The sequence below is a fragment of the Hymenobacter mellowenesis genome, assembly GCF_030581005.1.
Classification (GTDB): domain Bacteria; phylum Bacteroidota; class Bacteroidia; order Cytophagales; family Hymenobacteraceae; genus Hymenobacter; species Hymenobacter mellowenesis.
The window spans coordinates 70,604-88,216 of record NZ_JAUQSX010000013.1; the positions used below are offsets into that span (position 1 = coordinate 70,604).

The following is a 17,613-nucleotide window of genomic DNA, read 5'->3' on the forward strand; positions in this document are numbered from 1 at the left end:
TGGCGTTTTAGCGGTTAGTTTCTGTTAGCCCAGCACGGCGCGGAACAGCAGGAACAGCAGGCCCGACAGTACCATCGTGACGGGCAGCGTGAGCACCCAAGCCAGGGCAATGTTGCGCACCATGCCGGGGTTGATGTTCTTCACGCCGCGGCTGGCCACCATGCTGCCCGCGATGCTCGACGTAAGCACGTGCGTGGTGGACGAGGGCAGGCCGAACTGCGTGCTCACGCCAATCATGGCGGCGGCCACCAGCTCGGAGCTGGCGCCCTGGGCGTAGCTCAGGTGCTCCTTGCCGATGCGCTCACCGATAGTTTTCACGATGCGTTGCCAGCCAATCATGGTGCCCACGGCCAGCGAGGTGCTCACCATGAGCAGCACCCACCAGGGCGCGTAGTCAGTGAAGGTTTTCATTTCCTTCGTGGCGTCGTCGTAGGTCTTGCGGTCGGCAGTGCTCAGGCTCACCTTCTCGGAGCCGAGGAGCTTCTTGGCGCGGTTGGTGAGCAGCAGCACGTCGCGGCGGATTTCGAAGCGCGTTTGCTGGGGCAGTTGCTTAATGTCGGTTTTGCCGGCGAAAATCCGGTCGAGGTCGCCGGTTTCGGCCTGGATTTCGGCCAGGTTTTTCTGGTCGTCGGGGCTGAGCTCGGCGGGGTTGACGCGGCTCATCACGTACTCTACTTTGGTGAGGGACTCGCGCAGGTCGAGCGGGTTTTTGGTTTCGTCGAGGGCGAAGCGGAAGGGCACGATGCCGATGAGAATCAGCATCACTAGGCCCACGCCTTTTTGGCCGTCGTTCGAGCCGTGGAAGAAGCTCACCAGCGTGCAGGTGGTGATGAGCAGCAGGCGAATCCAGAGGGGTGGGGGCTTGCGCTTGTGCGGCTCCTTGAAGATGGCCTTGCTGGGCGAAAAGCGCTTGAACAGGAACATCATACCAATGGTGAGCGCGAAGCCCAGCAGCGGCCCCACCAGCAGCGCAATGCCCGTTTCGCCGGCTTTAGACCAGTTTACGGCCGCGCCGCGCGAGCCTGGCAGCAGCGAAAATGCGATACCCACGCCCAGAATCGAGCCAATGAGGGCGTGCGAACTGGAAGCCGGGATGCCATAGTACCAGGTGCCCACGTTCCAGATGATGGCCGCCAGGATGAGGGCGCCCACCATGGCGATGCCGTGGTACACGTTCTGGTCGACCAGCGTTTCGACGGGCAGTAGGTAAATAATGCCCATGGCCACGCCGATGCCGCCGGCAAACACGCCAATGAAGTTCCAGAACGCCGACCAGACGACGGCCACCCACGGCCGCAGCGCGTTGGTGTAGATAACGGTGGCCACGGCGTTGGCCGTGTCGTGGAAGCCATTCACGAACTCGAACGCGCAGGCGGCCAGCAGGCATACGCCGAGAAGCAGAAGCACGTGAGGTTCTAAACCAAACATAAAAGGCGGTTTTGTGGGAAATTGATTGTAATCATGGGTCAAAGGTAGGGAGGTAGCTCAGAGCCGGTATGTTACCGAATTGTGACGCGGAGCGAAGGAACATCGAGAAAGAACGTCATGCTTATCTGGCGTCCGCGTGGCTAAAGCATCTCTACCGCGCAACGCAATTCAATCGATAGGATTAGTGGTGGCGGGCAAGATGCTGCGCTGCGCTCGGCATGACGTTCTGGAAATCACAGCTCAGATTTCGCGCCTTCTACGCACAAGTTTCAGCTTCAGCCGCATCGGCCTACTTTTGCGGGCATGAACCCAGCATCTGAACCTGCCCAACTAAAAGACATTGTGGCCCACGCCAAGGAATACGGCTTCGTGTTCCAGTCATCGGAAATCTACGACGGCCTAGCTGCCGTGTACGACTACGGCCCCAACGGCGTAGAACTGAAAAACAACCTCAAGCGCCTCTGGTGGGATGCCATGACCCAGCTCAACGGCAACGTGGTGGGCATCGACGCCGCCATTTTTATGGACCCGCGCACCTGGGAGGCCAGCGGCCACATCGCCGGTTTCAACGACCCGCTGATTGACAACCTCGACAGCAAGAAGCGCTACCGCGCCGACGTGCTGCTCGAAGAAAAAGCCGCCGAGTACGAAAACGCCGGCGACCCCGCCCGCGGTGCGGCCCTGACGGCCGAAATGGGCCGCCTGCTCACGGCCAACGACCTGGCCGGCGTGCGCCAGCTCATCCTCGACGAGAAAATTCTCTGCCCCATCTCGAAAACCGGCAACTGGACCGAGGTGCGCCAGTTCAACCTGATGTTCTCGACGCAAGGTTCGGCCGTGGATTCGGAAGCGCCGCCCGTGTACCTGCGCCCCGAAACGGCCCAGGGCATTTTCGTGAACTTCCTGAACGTGCAGAAATCGGCCCGCATGAAGATTCCCTTTGGCATTGCCCAAATCGGCAAGGCCTTCCGGAACGAGATTGTGGCCCGCCAGTTCATCTTCCGGATGCGCGAGTTTGAGCAGATGGAGATGCAATTCTTCGTGCGCCCCGGCACCGAAGGCGAGTGGTACGACACTTGGAAGACTTCGCGCCGCAAGTTCCACGAGGCGCTGGGGCTGCCGGCCGCCAAGCTGCGCTACCACGACCACGACAAGCTGGCCCACTACGCCAAAGCGGCCGTGGATATCGAGTATGAATTCCCCTTCGGCTTTAAGGAAATGGAGGGCATCCACTCGCGCGGCGACTTCGACCTGACCCAGCACCAGAACTTGAGCCGCAAAAAGCAGCAGTATTTCGACGCTGATATCGACCCCGCCACCGGCAAAGCCTACGGCAACTACGTACCCTTTGTGGTGGAAACCTCTGTGGGCGCCGACCGCCTGTTCCTGGCCACGCTCTGCAACGCCTACCAGGAAGAGCAAATCACGGAAGGGGAGGGCGACACCCAGACCACCAAAACCCGCACCGTGCTGAAGCTGCACCCCGCCGTGGCCCCCGTAAAAGCAGCCATCTTCCCGCTGGTGCGCAAAGACGGCATGCCCGAGAAAGCCCAGGAAATATTCGATTCGCTGAAGTTCGACTTCCGCCTCGTGCTGGAAGAGCGCGACGCCATCGGCAAGCGCTACACCCGCCAGGACCTCATCGGCACGCCCTTCTGCATCGTGGTGGATGGCCAGACGCTGGAAGACGAAACTGTGACCGTGCGCCACCGCGACTCGCGCGAGCAAACCCGGATGCCGATTTCGGAGCTGCGCGCCTACATCGGCGAGGCGGTGAGCTTCCGCCGCATTTTTGAGCAGCTGTAAGGCGCACAGTAACTGACGTCAACGAAAAGCCCCGGTCCCGAAGAAATTCGGGGCCGGGGCTTTTCGTTGGAAGCTATGGCTCAGTATTTGATGAATGTTTGGTGAAGAATAAATCGGCAATAATGGCTCTTAATAGGCAATCCGGGGCTGGATTGCCTGCGAAAGTCACTAGATACCTCCTTCAATAATCCACACTCCATTTATTTTTTTACTGCATGTCCAAATCTACTTTGGTTGGGCTCCGCATCAGCGGAGCTTTGTTTTTAATGGGACTCAGCGGCCTGGCTCAGGCGGCATCGAGGCCAGCCACCGAACCGGTAGCGGCCCACCCAAAAACGGTATCGGCCACGCAGGAGCCCGGCGGCCAGTTTGTGCAAAACCGCAAGCAGTGGCCCGACCAGGTGCTTTATGCCGTGGACGTGCCCATGGGCAAGCTGTTTTTGGGCAAGAACAAGCTAACCCACGCCCTCTACGACGTGCACCAGGCCGATGAGTTCCAGCACCACGGCGCATCCGCCAATGCCCGCGTGAAAGCCCACGCCTACTCCGTGACCTTCGACCGGGCCAACCCGAACCCGACCATCGAAACCACCGGCAAGGTGCCCACGGAGCGCAACTACTTCCTCGGCAACGACCCCAAGCTGTGGGCCACGCACGTGCCCGCCTTTGCGGAGGTGCGCTACGGCCAGCTGTATCCCGGCACCGACCTGCGGGTGTACAGCCAGAAAAACTCGCTGGAATACGATTTTGAGCTGGCGCCCCAGGCCGACCCCGCCCGCATCCGGCTGCGCTACGATGGCGCCGACCGCCTGGGCCTGGCCGAAGATGGCGCCTTGCGCATCACCACGTCGGTGGGCGAGGTGATGGAGCAGCGCCCCTACGCCTACCAAGTGGTGAACGGCCAGCGCAAGGCCGTGCCCTGCCATTTCCAGCTGAAAGGCCAGGTGGTATCCTTTGCGTTGCCCGCGGGCTACGACCACGCCCAGCCCTTGGTCATCGACCCGGTGCTGGTGTATTCTACCTACTCGGGCTCGACGGCCAACAACTACGGCTACACGGCCACCTACGACTCGGTGGGCAACCTGTACGCGGGCGGCGTGGTGTTCAGCCAGGGCTTCCCAGTGACCACCGGGGCTTATGACGTGAGCTTCGCAAGTTTGCGCGACATGGGGATTCTCAAGTTCAACCCGGCCGCCACTACGCCCGCCGCCTCGCTGCTGTACGCTACCTACATTGGCGGCTCGGGCACCGACCACCCCCACAGCATGATTGTGGACCACGCCGGCAACCTAGTCATTCTGGGGTCTACAGATGCCAGTTCGTTTCCTACCACCAGCGGCGCCTACGACGTATCTCACAACGGTGGAACCGATATTGTGCTCTGTAAGCTCAACAACAGCGGCAATACACTGCTGGCCTCTACCTTCATTGGTGGCAGCTCCGGCGATGGCCAAACCATTGGCACGCTGCAAAAAAACTACGGCGACAACTACCGCGGCGACGTGCAGGTAGACACCCAAAACAACGTGTATTTCACGTCCGTGACCCAATCCAGCACCTTTCCGGTGGTGGGGGGCTTCCAAGCCACGTTTGGGGGCGCCAGCGATGCCGTGGTGGGCAAGCTGAACTCCACGCTCAGTACCTTGCAGTGGAGCTCGTTTCTGGGCGGCACGGGCGATGAGTCGGGCTTTTCGCTGCAGGTCGACAGCGTGCGCAACGTGTTTGTGAGCGGCGGCAGCACCAGCGCCACCCTGCCCGGCACGGCCGGCAGCGCCGGGCCCAGCACCCACGGCGGCACCGAAGGCTTTGTGGCCTACATTGCGGCCAGCGGCAACACCCTGCGGCGCACGGCCTACCTGGGCACGTCGGGCTACGACCAGGCGTATTTCGTGCAAATTGACCGCGCCGGCGCCGTTTACATCCTGGGCCAAACCGATGGCACCTACCCAGTGACGGCTGGCAAGTATTCGGTCACGAATTCGCGCCTATTTATTCACAAGCTGAACCACGACCTGACCACCTCGCTGTTTTCGACGCAGGTGGGGGCGCCGGCTACCACCGGCGTTAACTTTTCGCCCACGGCTTTTCTAGTCGATAACTGCGGCCAGCTTCTGCTGTCGGCCTGGGGCGGCTCGTTTAACCTGGGGGCCATTACGGGGGCGCCGGTCACCCCGGGAGCCATTCTATCCACGCCCACGGGCGGGTCGTTCTACCTCATGCAGCTGGCCGCCGATGCCACCAGCCTGGTGTACGGTTCTTACTTTGGCACCAACTCGCCCCACGTCGATGGCGGCACTTCGCGCTTCGACAAGCGCGGCATCATCTACCAGTCGATGTGCGTGAGCGGCGGCATCGTGACCACGCCCAATGCGTATTCGGCCACCAACCGCAGCACCTACAACAACGCGGCTTTCAAGATGGACATCCTGCAGCTGCAGGCCTCCTTTGTGCAGTCGAACACCCCCACCGGCCCAAACATTCGCCGGGGCTGCGCGCCTTTGCTGGTGTATTTCCGCCCGGCCTCCCAGGCCGGTACCAACCTCAACTGGCAGTTCGGCGACGGCGGCACTTCGACTCAAACCACCGGGGTGAACCACCTCTACACCACCCCGGGCCGCTACGTGGTGCGCCTCACGGTGCTGGACCCCACGGCCTGCCTGCAAAACCGCACCGCCACCGACACCGTCGAGGTATACGCCGTGCCCACCTTCCAGCCCAGTGCCGACCGCACCATTTGCCGGGGCACTTCGACCACGCTCACGGCCGGCCCGGCCACCGCGGGCGTTGCCTACGTGTGGACCCCTGCCACTGGCCTGAGCAGCCAAAACGGCCCCACCGTGACGGCTACGCCCCTCGTGACCACCACCTACTACCTCACGGCTACTTCGCTGGGGGGCTGCCTGGTGCGCGACACGGTGGTGGTGCACGTGCGCCCGGCCTTGCAGGTGGCATTCACTCCCTTGGCCACGGCCACGGGCAACACGGTGCTGCGGGCCGGCTGCGCCCCGCTGAACGTGTTTTTCCGCCGCGACACTCCGCAGGCCGGCACCAGCCTGCAGTGGAGCTTCGGCGACGGCACCACCTCGGCCCAGGCCGGCGTGGTAAGCCATGTGTTTAATACCCCGGGCCGGTACGCGGTGCAGCTCACCGTGAACGACACCTCGGCTTGCCCCATTTCCCGGACCGTGACCGATACCGTGACCGTGTACGCCGTGCCCACGGCCTTGGCCGGCCCCAACCAAACCATCTGTCTCGGCGCTTCCGCCACGCTCACGGCCGGCAATGCCGGCGCGGCGGGCACCACTTTCCGCTGGAGCCCGACAACGGGCCTGAGCGCCACCACCGGCGCCCGCGTCACGGCCACGCCCGCTGCCACCACCACCTACACCCTGACCGCGACGGCTCCCGGCGGCTGCACCAGCCAGGCCACGGTGGTGGTGCAGGTGAACCCGCAACCGGTGGCCGTGCCCGGCACCACGGCCCGGGAGGTCTTCACCAACACTCCCGTGGCCTTCACCAACGCCAGCACCAGCGCCACCGACTACCTCTGGGACTTCGGCGACGGGCAAACCAGCACCCTGGCCACCCCCACGCACACCTACACCCAGCCCGGCGACTACCGAGTGCGGCTGCTGGCCCGGGTGGGCACCGCGTCCTGCACCGATGAGAAAACCCTGCTCATCATTGTTCGCCGCTACGACCTGCCCAACGTCATCACCCCCAACGGCGACGACCGCAACGACACCTTCAAGCCCTTCGTGAGCTTTCTGCCCGTCGATATCAAAATCTTCAACCGCTGGGGCCGGCTGGTGTATGAGAAAAAAGGCTATACCGACAGCTGGGGCGACGCCAGCACCCCCAGCGGCGTGTACTACTACCAACTGACCGGGGTCGAAGGCGCTAGCTGGAAAGGCTGGGTGGAAGTCGTGCATTAAACCGCAACGCCCCCAATCCGTTTGATGAAATACCCCCGGCACCCTGCCGAGGGTATTTTTTTGCGAGCCACCGCCCGCCCGCCTGTTGCGTAACTTTGCCTCTTAAGCAGGATTTTATGTGGGAAAAGCTCGCCGTCTTCATCATCCGTTTCCGTCTCTCGCTGGTCGCAATACTAGCCGCCATCACCGTCTTCATGGCCTACAAGGCCAAGGACGTGGAAATGACCTACGACTTTGCCCAAGTGGTGAGCGAGCAGGACCCGGACATGCTCTATTTCAAGCAGTTCAAGCGGACCTTTGGGGAAGACGGCAACGTGCTGGTTATCGGCCTGCAGGACAGCTCCATCTACAAGCTGGGTAACTTCAACGAGTTCCGCCAGCTCACCGATACGCTGGCTAAAGTGCAGGGCGTGAACGGCGTGCTCAGCGTGAGCAAGCTGCTCAACATCAGCAAGGACACGGCCAGCAACAGCTTCAAAGCCGCGCCCATCTTCAAAGCTCCGCCGCGCAGCCAGAAGGAATTGGATAGCCTGATGCGCGTTGTGAACAGCGTGGAGTTCTACAAAGGCCAGCTCATTAGCCCCAGCACCGGGGCCACGCTGCTGGCTCTTACGATGGACCCGAAATACCTGAACTCCTCGAAGCGGCAGGCGGTGATGAACAACATTCTGGGCTTCGCGGCGCAGTTTGAGAAGAAAACCAGCATCAAGCTGCACTACGCCGGCCTGCCCTACGTGCGCTCCACCATGACGAGCAAGGTGGCCGGGGAGATGAAATTCTTCACCATCCTGGCCATGATTGTGACGGGCATCACGCTGCTGGTGTTCTTCCGGACGTGGTCGGCGGTGCTGTTTCCGCTCATTGTGGTGGGCGTCACCGTTATCTGGTGCATTGGCTCGATTGTGCTGCTGGGCTTCAAAATCAACCTGCTCACGGGCCTGATTCCCAGTATCATCATCGTCATCGGCATCCCGAACTGCACCTACCTGCTCTCGCGCTACCACTACGACTACCGCAAATCGGGCAACCAGATGCTGGCCATGACGCGGGTAATCCGCAAAATAGGCCTCGTCACGCTGATGAACAACACGACTACCGCCGTGGGCTTCATCGTGTTTGCCTTCACCGACATCGCCATTCTTTACCAGTTCGGCCTGGTCGCCACCATCAACATCTTCGCGGCTTTCATCATCAGCTTCATCCTGATTCCGGCCGCCTTCACCTACCTGCCGCCGCCCACGCCCAAGCAGTTGGAGCACCTTGATGCCGCGCCCCTCACCAAGCTGCTGGAGTTCTTCGACCACCTCGTGCTCGACCGCCGGCCCACCGTCTACATCGCCGCGCTGGTGCTGGTGGCGGGGGCCGCCATCGGCATTTCGCGCATCGAAGCCGTGTCGTACATGGTGGACGACCTGCCCAAGAAAAGCTCCGTGAACTCCGATTTGGCCTTCTTCGAAAGCCACTTCAACGGCGTAATGCCGCTGGAATTTGAAGTTGACACGCACAAGAAAAAGGGCCTTTTCAAGCTGAAGAACCTGGAGAAAATTGACCAGTTCGAGAAGTACCTGCGCACCCAGCCGGAGCTGTCGCCGCCCGTCAGCTTGGTTACTTTCCTCAAGGCCAGCACCCAGGCCTTCTACAATGGCAACCCGTCGTTTTACCGTCTGCCCGATAACTCAGAGAAGAACTTCATCCTCAGTGCGCTAGCCAACTCCGGCGGCTCGGCTGGTGGCGCGGGCATGAACAGCAAACTGCTCCGCTCTTTCATCGACAGCACCAGCCAGAAGGCCCGTATCAGCCTGAAAATCGCCGACATCGGTTCCCAGAACCTGGATACGCTGATGAACACGAAAATCATCCCGGAGATGAATCGCATCTTCAAAGGGACGGGCATGGATATCCGCCCCACGGGCACGACCATCATCTTCACGAAGGGCAACGAATACGTTATTCACACCCTGCGCGACAGCCTGTTCATGGCTTTCGGACTGGTGGGTTTGGTGGTGCTCATCCTCTTCCGCTCGTTCAAAACGGTGCTTTTTGCGCTCATTCCCAATGCCGTTACGCTGATTCTCACGGCCGGCATCATGGGCTATTTCAACATTGCGCTTAAGCCCAGCACGGCCCTGATTTTCGTGATTGCGCTGGGGATTGATGGGGATAACTCCATCCACTTGCTGGCCAAATTCCGCCAGGAAATGGCCCTGAACGGCGGCCGGGTACGCGAAGCCGTATCTGTGACGCTGAGTGAGGCGGGCACCAGCATGATATACACGAGCATCGTGTTGTTCGTGGGTTTCAGCATCTTCGCCTTCAGCGAATTTGGCGGCACCAAGGCCTTGGGAATGCTAATGTCGGCGTCGCTGTTGATAACCAACTTCTCCAACCTGATACTGCTGCCCTCTCTGCTCGTGACGTTTGAGCATGGCAAAGGCGACACGGATACCAACGCCCTCATTCGGCACTACGATGAGTCGTACCACGAGGAGGATGATGATGCCGACCTGAACCTGAAAGAAATGCACAAAGCCTCCGACTACGAAGGCGATTACTCGATTTAACTGAACCAGCGGACTCCTAAAGAACGTCAAACAAGGAACGTCATGCTGAGCGCAGCCGAATAATCTCTACCGCGCAACTACTCCCGATGATTGGGTTTACTGTTGCGGTAGAGATGCTTCGGCTGCGCTCAGCATGACGTTCTAAAGAATTGAAAATAACCCAATTCATGAAATACCCCGAATACAAGCAGCCGCTCAACTACGGCCAGCTCGGCGAGGACATCCTCGCCTGGTGGAAGGAGCACGGCATCTTTGAAAAGAGCGTGAGCAGCCGCGAAGGCCAGCCTACGTTCGTGTTTTACGAAGGCCCGCCTTCCGCCAACGGCGCGCCCGGCATTCACCACGTCATGGCCCGCACGGTGAAGGACATTTTCGGCCGCTACCAGACGCTGCTGGGCAAGCAAGTGCCCCGCAAAGGCGGCTGGGACACCCACGGCCTACCCATCGAGCTGCAGGTGGAGAAGGAGCTGGGCATCACGAAGGAGGACATCGGCAAGAAAATCAGCGTGGAGGACTACAACCAGCGCTGCAAGGAAACCGTCATGCGCTTCAAGGCGCAGTGGGACGACCTGACCGAGAAAATGGGCTACTGGGTCGACCTCAACGACCCCTACGTGACCTTCGAGCCGGAATACATCGAAAGCTGCTGGGCGCTGCTCAAGAATCTCTACGACAAAGGCTTGCTCTACAAGGGCTACACCATCCAACCGTATTCGCCAGCCGCTGGCACTGGCCTTTCGTCGCACGAGCTGAATCAGCCCGGCACCTACAAGGACGTGAAGGACACGACCGTGGTGGCGCAGTTCAAGGTGAAGCATACAGAGGTTTCGGAGAAGCTTTTCGCCGCTGCCGGACCTGATGCCAACGTGTACATTCTGGCTTGGACAACCACGCCCTGGACTCTGCCCGCCAACACCGGTTTGGCGGTGGGCAAGAATATCCCGTACCAGCTCATCCGCACCTTCAACCCCTACACTTACGAGCCCATCCACGTGGTGCTGGCGAAGGCGTTGATGAGCCGTTATTTCAACGAAAAAGGGGCTGCGGCGCCGCTGGAAGGCTATGCCGAAGGCGACCACAAGGTGCTGCCTTGGCGCGTGGAAGGCGAGTTTACGGGCGCTGATTTGGTGGATATCAAGTACGAGCGCCTGTTCGATTTTACGCCCTTCGAAGGCGAGGAGCGGGCTTTCCGCGTCATCAACGGCGACTTCGTGACCACGGAGGACGGCACGGGCATCGTGCACATCTCGCCCACGTTTGGCGCCGATGACTTCCGGGCCGCGCAACTGGCCGACATCCCGGCGCTGATGGTGCCGGATGCCGACGGCACGCTCGGCCCCATCGTGGACCGGACGGGCCGCTACGTGCCCCAAATGGGCGAGTTTGCGGGCCGCTGGGTGAAGAACTACGACGGCCACGACGAAACCGGTGCCGACTATAAAACGCTGGACGAGAGCATCGTCATCAAGATGAAGGGCGACGGTACGGCCTTCAAAGTGGAGAAGTACGAGCACACCTATCCGCACTGCTGGCGCACCGACAAACCGGTGCTCTACTACCCGCTCGATTCCTGGTTCATCAAAACCACGGCGGTGAAGGACCGGCTCATCGAGCTCAACAAAACCATCAACTGGAAGCCCGAAAGCACCGGCACCGGCCGCTTCGGCAACTGGCTGGAGAACCTGGTAGACTGGAACTTAAGCCGCTCGCGCTACTGGGGCACGCCGCTGCCCATCTGGCGCACCCAGGACCGGACGGAGGAAATCTGCATCGGCAGCATCGCCGAGCTGAAGGCGGAGATTGACAAGGCCGTGGCGGCCGAAGTCATGACCCACAACCCCTACGCCAACGGCGAAAAAGTGGACCTGCACCGGCCCTACGTGGACGATATTTTCCTCGTCAGCCCCACCGGCCAGCCCATGTACCGCGAGGCCGACCTCATCGACGTGTGGTTCGACAGCGGTGCCATGCCGTACGCGCAGTGGCACTATCCGATTGAAAACGAGGGCCAATTCCAGAAGAATTTCCCCGCCGATTTCATTGCCGAAGGCGTGGACCAGACGCGCGGCTGGTTCTTCACGCTGCACGCGCTGGCCGTGATGTTGGAAGACTCCGTGGCCTTCAAAAACGTGATTGCCAACGGCCTAGTGCTCGCCAAAGACGGCCAGAAGATGAGCAAGCGCCTCGGCAACGCCGTCGACCCGTTTGCCACCATCAAGCAGTTCGGCCCCGATGCCACCCGCTGGTACCTCATCGCCAACGCGCCACCGTGGGACAACCTCAAGTTCGACCCCGCCGGCGTGACCGAAGTGCAGCGCCGTTTCTTCGGCACGCTCTTCAATACGTACTCGTTCTATGCGCTTTACGCGAACCTGGACGAGTTTCAGACCAGCGAATTTGACCGCGTGCCGCACGCCGAATTGAGCGAGCTGGACCGTTGGGTGCTGAGCAAACTGCAGTCGCTGATTGTGGAAGCGCGCGGGCACCTGGACAACTACGACCCCACGAAGGCCGCCCGTGCCATCCAGGATTTCGTGACCGACCAGCTCTCGAACTGGTACGTGCGCCTCTCGCGCCGCCGTTTCTGGAAAGGCGAACTCACTCAGGATAAGCGCGCTGCCTTCGAAACCTTGCAGGAATGCCTGGTGGTGGTGGCACAGCTGATGTCGCCCATCGCGCCCTTCTTCGGCGAGTGGCTGTATAAGAACATGACCGATGGCATGCGCGCCGAGGCCGTGGCCAAAAACACGCCCCTGGCCCCGGAATCGGTGCATCTGACGCTGCTGGTGGAGGCCGACACGGCCCGCATCGACCCGAAGCTGGAGGAGCGCATGGAGCTGGCCCAGCGCATCAGCTCGCTGGCCCACTCGCTGCGCAAAAAGTCGGTGCTGAAGGTGCGCCAACCCCTGCAACGCATCCTGGTGCCGGTGCTGAACGACACGACCAAGGAGCAAGTCGGCCTCGTGGAGGACCTGATTTGCGCCGAAATCAACGTGAAGCACATCGAATTCCTCGACGACGAGAGCGAAAGCGGCGTGCTGGTGAAGTCGGTGAAGCCCAATTTCAAGCGCCTCGGCCAGCAATACGGCCCGCGCCTGAAGGCCGTAGGTGCCCGCATTCAGCAGATGACGGCGGCCGAAATCTCGAAGCTGGAGAAGGAGGGAAGCCTCACGGTGGAAGTCGATGGCCAGCCCATCACCCTGGCCCCCGACGATGTGGAAATCCGTACCGACGACCTACCCGGCTGGCTCGTGGCCACCGACGGCCCCCTCACCGTGGCCCTCGACGTGACCCTGACCGACGAGCTGCGCCAGGAAGGCCTCGCCCGCGAGCTGGTGAACCGCCTCCAGAACCTGCGCAAAGACTCGGGCCTGGAAGTGCAGGACAAAATCCGCGTCACGTTGGCAGATGCACAGCCCGAGCTCACTGCCGCCGTGGCCGCGTTCGGCGACTACATCCGCACCGAAACGCAGGCCCTCGCGCTCACCTTCGCGGCCGATGTGAACGGCGGCTCGGTGCTCGAATTTGATGACTACTCCGTGCCGGTCCGATTGGAGGTCGCAACTGCCTGATGCTGAACGACTCGCCGGGAATAAAAAACCCCGGCGAGTCCTCGGTCGCACAAACAGTCAATAAGCTCGTCTTTGGTCGCACAAAACCTCAGACAATCAGTTGTAAAAGGTACAAAAGGACGGTAATAAAACAGGCCGTCGCTCCCGCCACTTTTGGCCCCGTCTGCATGCATCCAACGCTCACCACTCGCCAGCAAAACGCGGCTAAATTCTTCCTGCTGGCGCTGTTCGTCATTGCCCTCGACCAGCTCTCAAAGTGGGCCGTGCACACCTACATGCAGCCCGGCATGGCGGGCGAAATCCCGCTCATCGGCCACTGGGCCAAGCTGCACTACACGCTGAACCCCGGCATGGCCTTCGGGGCCGAGCTGCCCGCGCCGTATGGTAAGCTGGTGCTCAGCGGGTTCCGCTTGATGGCCGTGTTTGGTCTGAGCTACTACATCATCCGCCTCTGCAAGCAGCGCGCCGCTGGCGGCTACATCGCCTGCATGGCCCTCATCCTCGGCGGCGCCGTGGGCAACCTGATTGACTCGGTTTTCTACGGCATCATCTACGACAACGCGCCGTTTGGCTCGCCCACGCGCTGGTTCTACGGTCAGGTCATCGACATGCTCTACGTGGACATCTACGAAGGCTTCCTGCCCCAAAACTGGCCGCTGATAGGAGGGAAGTACGTCTCGCTCTGGCCCATCTTCAACATCGCCGATTCCTCCATTTTCATCGGCGTAGCGCTGATTCTGCTAAATCAGAGCCGTTTTTTCAAGCAGGAAGAGCCTGTGTCCGTGACTGAGAAACAGAGCGAGCCGCTGGTAGCTCCAGATTCGGAGAATCTGGGGTAGCGAACTGTAGCGTGGACTCTGCGAGTCCGCGCCCGTACGGGTGTCGTTCGGGAATTGTCGGGATGCGCGGACTCGCAGAGTCCACGCTACAACTTGCGGCATGCCGTTCTTTGTCCTTTCGTTCTGCTAAAGGACAACTTCCCCACTAAAATGCACCCAACGCTCACCACCCGCCAGCATTCTGCGGCTAAATTCTTCCTGCTGGCCCTGTTCATCATCGCGCTAGACCAACTCTCGAAGTATTTGGTGCACACCTACATGCAGCTCGGTTCGGCCGGCGAAATCCCGATTTTCGGCCAGTGGGCCAAGCTCACCTACACGCTGAACCCCGGTATGGCTTTCGGCGCCGAGTTGCCTGCGCCCTACGGCAAGCTGGTGCTCACTGGCTTCCGCATGCTGGCCGTGGGCGGGCTGATTTACTACATTATTCGCCTCTGCCGCCAGCGCGTGGCGGCCGGCTACATCGCCTGCATGGCCCTCATCCTCGGCGGCGCCGTCGGCAACCTGATTGACTCGATTTTCTACGGAATTATCTACAATAATGCCCCTGTAGGCTCGCCCACACGCTGGTTCTACGGCCAGGTAATCGACATGATTTTCGTGCCGCTGTACGTGGGTTATTTCCCCAAATCCTGGCCCCTCATCGGCGGCTCGTATAGCAACGGCTTCCCCATCTTCAACATCGCCGATTCGTCCATCTTCATCGGCGTCGCCTTTATTCTGCTCAACCAGAACCGCTTTTTCAACGAATCGCAGCCCGCTGCCGCTCCCAACGAGCCCCAGCCCCTAGTCGCCGCCGATGCTGAGAAGCTGGCGTAGTAGGGGAGAGGCAGCGTGGATAGAACGTCTTACCGAATGCGGTGAAGCATTTTACTGTTTCGGTTAGACCATCCTACACATCCAAAAAACGACTACGGTAAGTAACAGGAATCCGATGCCGTAACGGATAGCTTGGCTGTAATGGCCTGTGGCTAGTTTCCATAGAAACAGAACCAAATTGGCACCCATACCCAAGAGGGCTACTACGAACGAACCTATCAGTGGATTCAAGGCGGCTGAGCTGCCGTAATTCATGGCCACTACCAAAGCACATACCAATAAAATACTCCAAATAATGGCGTTTAAGTGCTTCGCGTTATTGTTTGAGTTAGGAGAAGGGGATGCAGGCGTGGGGCGCATGGAGGACAAGAAAAGAGGCTTTCCATTGGGTAAGATACGTCGTTGGCTACTACCAATCTTAAAATGCTCAAATACCTCCTCTGTATCTAAAATCATACTTTGCTACGTTCAACATTACGTTCTTGCGTATCTAAAGCCCTCCCTCCGTGCCCAACCCGCTGCTCACCGTTTCCAACCTCACCATTGACTTCTCCAGCCACCGCGGCGACGTGCGGGCCGTGGACAACGTGTCGTTTGAGCTGCATCGGGGCGAAACGCTGGCCATTGTGGGCGAATCCGGCTCGGGCAAATCCGTGACGTCGCTGGCGCTGCTGGGGCTGATTCCGATGCCGCCCGGCCTCATTGCCAGCGGCCAGGCAATCTTCCAGTCCGAAAAGCTGGGCCAGACCGACCTGCTGAAACTCTCCGAAACCGACCTGCGCCAGGTGCGCGGCAACGACATCGGCATGATTTTCCAGGAGCCGATGACCTCGCTGAACCCCGTGTACACCTGCGGCAGCCAGGTGGTAGAAGCCCTGCGCCTCCACACTGACCTCAGCGAGCAAGCCGCCAAGGCCCGCACCATCGAGCTATTCACCGAGGCGCAGCTGCCGCGCCCCGAAGCCATTTTCGGCAGCTACCCGCACGAAATCTCGGGCGGCCAGAAGCAGCGCGTGATGATTGCCATGGCCATGGCCTGCCGCCCGGCCCTGCTCATCGCCGACGAGCCCACCACGGCCCTCGACGTGACGGTGCAGGCCCGCATGCTGCGCCTGATTGATGACCTGCGCCGCCAGCACAACACGGCCGTCCTCTTCATCACCCACGACCTCGGCGTGGTGGCCGAAATCGCCGACCGCATTCTGGTGATGTACCGGGGCAAGGTCGTGGAACAGGGGAGGGTGCTGGATATTTTTTCAAATTCGCAACATCCGTACACAAAAGGCCTTTTGGCGTGCCGTCCGCGCCTCTCGGTGGGCAAAAAACGCCTCCCCGTGGTGGCCGATTTCATGCGGGAAGACGCCAGCGGGCAACTTTTGGCCCAGCCCGCGCCCGTACTTCCGCTGCCAGATGAGGCACTTGTGGAATCTTCGCCCGAAGTGGAGGCCCAGCAGTTACACGATAAAATCGAAACCGCCAAAACGTTCCCCGTGGAACATGGCGTTTTGGGGGATGTTCCACGGGTGGAAGCGGGCGCGGTCCCGTTCACCTCACCCCCTGACCCCCTCTCCCGCGGAGAGGGGGCACCGGCTCTGCGCGGTGATGCAGCAACCGTTTCAGAAGAAGCTTCTGCCGCTACTGATTCTTCGGTTTCATCTTTGGCTTCTTCTCAAACTCTAACCCAGCCGTCAGGCTCCCCCTCTCCGCGGGAGAGGGGGCCGGGGGGTGAGGTGAACGGAACCGCGCCGCTCCTGGAAGTAAAAAACCTCCAGGTCTACTTCCCGCTCCGCAAGGGCTTCTTCCGCCGCGCCACCGATTACGTGCGGGCCGTAGATGATGTCAGCTTCACGCTCTACCCCGGCGAAACCATCGGCCTCGTGGGCGAGTCCGGCTGCGGCAAGACCACGCTGGGCCGGGCGCTGCTCCGCCTCACGGAACCAACGGCGGGCAGCATCCTGTTTGAAGGGACCGATTTGGCGAAGCTGTCGAGCGGGGACTTGCGCCGCCGTCGGCGCGATTTGCAGCTGGTGTTTCAGGACCCTTACGCGGCTCTTAACCCGATGCTGACCGTGGGCGAGGCCATCTGGGAGCCGATGCGCGTGCACAACGTGGGCGGCACCCGCCAGCAGCAAAAGGCAAAAGTGCTGGAGTTGCTGCGCACCGTGGGGCTGCGCGACGAGCATTTCCAGCGCTACCCGCACGAGTTCAGCGGCGGGCAGCGGCAGCGCATCTGCATTGCCCGGGCGCTGGCCTTGCAGCCCAAATTGATTGTCTGCGACGAGTCGGTTTCGGCCCTCGACGTCTCGGTGCAGGCGCAGGTCCTGAACCTGCTCAACGACCTCAAACGCGAGTTCGGCATCACTTATCTGTTCATCACGCACGACCTGTCCGTGGCCCGGTTTATGAGCGACCGGCTGCTGGTCATGCACCAGGGCCGCATCGTGGAAAGTGGCCCGGCGGCGGCCATCTATGCCGCCCCCCAACACGAATACACCCAGGGCCTGCTAGCCGCCATCCCGAAGGACAGCCTGGCCGACATCGAAGCCGCCGTAGCCAGCCGGGCGTAGCTGGGCTGTAGCGTGGACTCTGCAAGTCCGCGCATCGTTGGTCGATTAGTCGTTCGCCCAGGCGCGGACTCGCAGAGTCCACGCTA

At 60.8% G+C, this 17,613-nt stretch carries 8 protein-coding genes; 7 read left to right on the forward strand and 1 reads right to left on the reverse strand.

All coding sequences use genetic code 11. The features are described from left to right. Positions 1-24: 24 nt before the first annotated feature. The gene (locus tag Q5H92_RS21090) at positions 25-1,428 is read right to left on the reverse strand and encodes an inorganic phosphate transporter (RefSeq protein ID WP_305013541.1); all 1,404 of its coding nucleotides are present in this window, start codon (positions 1,426-1,428) and stop codon (positions 25-27) included. Between the two features lie 303 nt (positions 1,429-1,731). Here Q5H92_RS21090 and Q5H92_RS21095 point away from each other — a divergent pair, with 303 nt between their 5' ends. The 7 genes from Q5H92_RS21095 (at position 1,732) to Q5H92_RS21125 (ending at position 17,527) form a co-directional block, all read left to right on the forward strand. Further along, complete coding sequence (locus tag Q5H92_RS21095) at positions 1,732-3,234, forward strand: glycine--tRNA ligase (RefSeq protein ID WP_305013542.1); 1,503 nt, start codon at positions 1,732-1,734, stop codon at positions 3,232-3,234. A gap of 215 nt (positions 3,235-3,449) precedes the next feature. After that, positions 3,450-7,169 (forward strand): DUF7948 domain-containing protein, encoded by a 3,720-nt coding sequence (locus tag Q5H92_RS21100; RefSeq protein WP_305013543.1) that lies wholly within the window; start codon positions 3,450-3,452, stop codon positions 7,167-7,169. A 116-nt stretch (positions 7,170-7,285) separates the two neighbouring features. Then, positions 7,286-9,730 (forward strand): efflux RND transporter permease subunit, encoded by a 2,445-nt coding sequence (locus Q5H92_RS21105; protein ID WP_305013544.1) that lies wholly within the window; start codon positions 7,286-7,288, stop codon positions 9,728-9,730. A gap of 167 nt (positions 9,731-9,897) precedes the next feature. After that, positions 9,898-13,302 (forward strand): isoleucine--tRNA ligase, encoded by a 3,405-nt coding sequence (ileS, locus tag Q5H92_RS21110; protein WP_305013545.1) that lies wholly within the window; start codon positions 9,898-9,900, stop codon positions 13,300-13,302. 167 nt (positions 13,303-13,469) lie between these two features. Then, on the forward strand, positions 13,470-14,141 hold the full coding sequence (locus Q5H92_RS21115) for a lipoprotein signal peptidase (protein ID WP_305013546.1): 672 nt from the start codon (positions 13,470-13,472) through the stop codon (positions 14,139-14,141). A gap of 150 nt (positions 14,142-14,291) precedes the next feature. Beyond that, on the forward strand, positions 14,292-14,960 hold the full coding sequence (locus Q5H92_RS21120) for a lipoprotein signal peptidase (RefSeq protein WP_305013547.1): 669 nt from the start codon (positions 14,292-14,294) through the stop codon (positions 14,958-14,960). A 506-nt stretch (positions 14,961-15,466) separates the two neighbouring features. Then, on the forward strand, positions 15,467-17,527 hold the full coding sequence (locus Q5H92_RS21125; protein ID WP_305013548.1) for an ABC transporter ATP-binding protein: 2,061 nt from the start codon (positions 15,467-15,469) through the stop codon (positions 17,525-17,527). The last annotated feature ends 86 nt before the right edge of the window (positions 17,528-17,613 follow it).

What these genes read in the sequence shown, in the direction of transcription:
- Q5H92_RS21120 (WP_305013547.1), top strand. Translation starts at nt 14,292, where the DNA reads ATGCACCCAACGCTCACCACCCGCCAGCATTCTGCGGCTAAATTCTTC.
- Q5H92_RS21100 (WP_305013543.1), top strand. Translation starts at nt 3,450, where the DNA reads ATGTCCAAATCTACTTTGGTTGGGCTCCGCATCAGCGGAGCTTTGTTT.
- Q5H92_RS21090 (WP_305013541.1), bottom strand. Translation starts at nt 1,428, where the DNA reads ATGTTTGGTTTAGAACCTCACGTGCTTCTGCTTCTCGGCGTATGCCTG.
- Q5H92_RS21115 (WP_305013546.1), top strand. Translation starts at nt 13,470, where the DNA reads ATGCATCCAACGCTCACCACTCGCCAGCAAAACGCGGCTAAATTCTTC.
- Q5H92_RS21105 (WP_305013544.1), top strand. Translation starts at nt 7,286, where the DNA reads ATGTGGGAAAAGCTCGCCGTCTTCATCATCCGTTTCCGTCTCTCGCTG.
- ileS (WP_305013545.1), top strand. Translation starts at nt 9,898, where the DNA reads ATGAAATACCCCGAATACAAGCAGCCGCTCAACTACGGCCAGCTCGGC.
- Q5H92_RS21095 (WP_305013542.1), top strand. Translation starts at nt 1,732, where the DNA reads ATGAACCCAGCATCTGAACCTGCCCAACTAAAAGACATTGTGGCCCAC.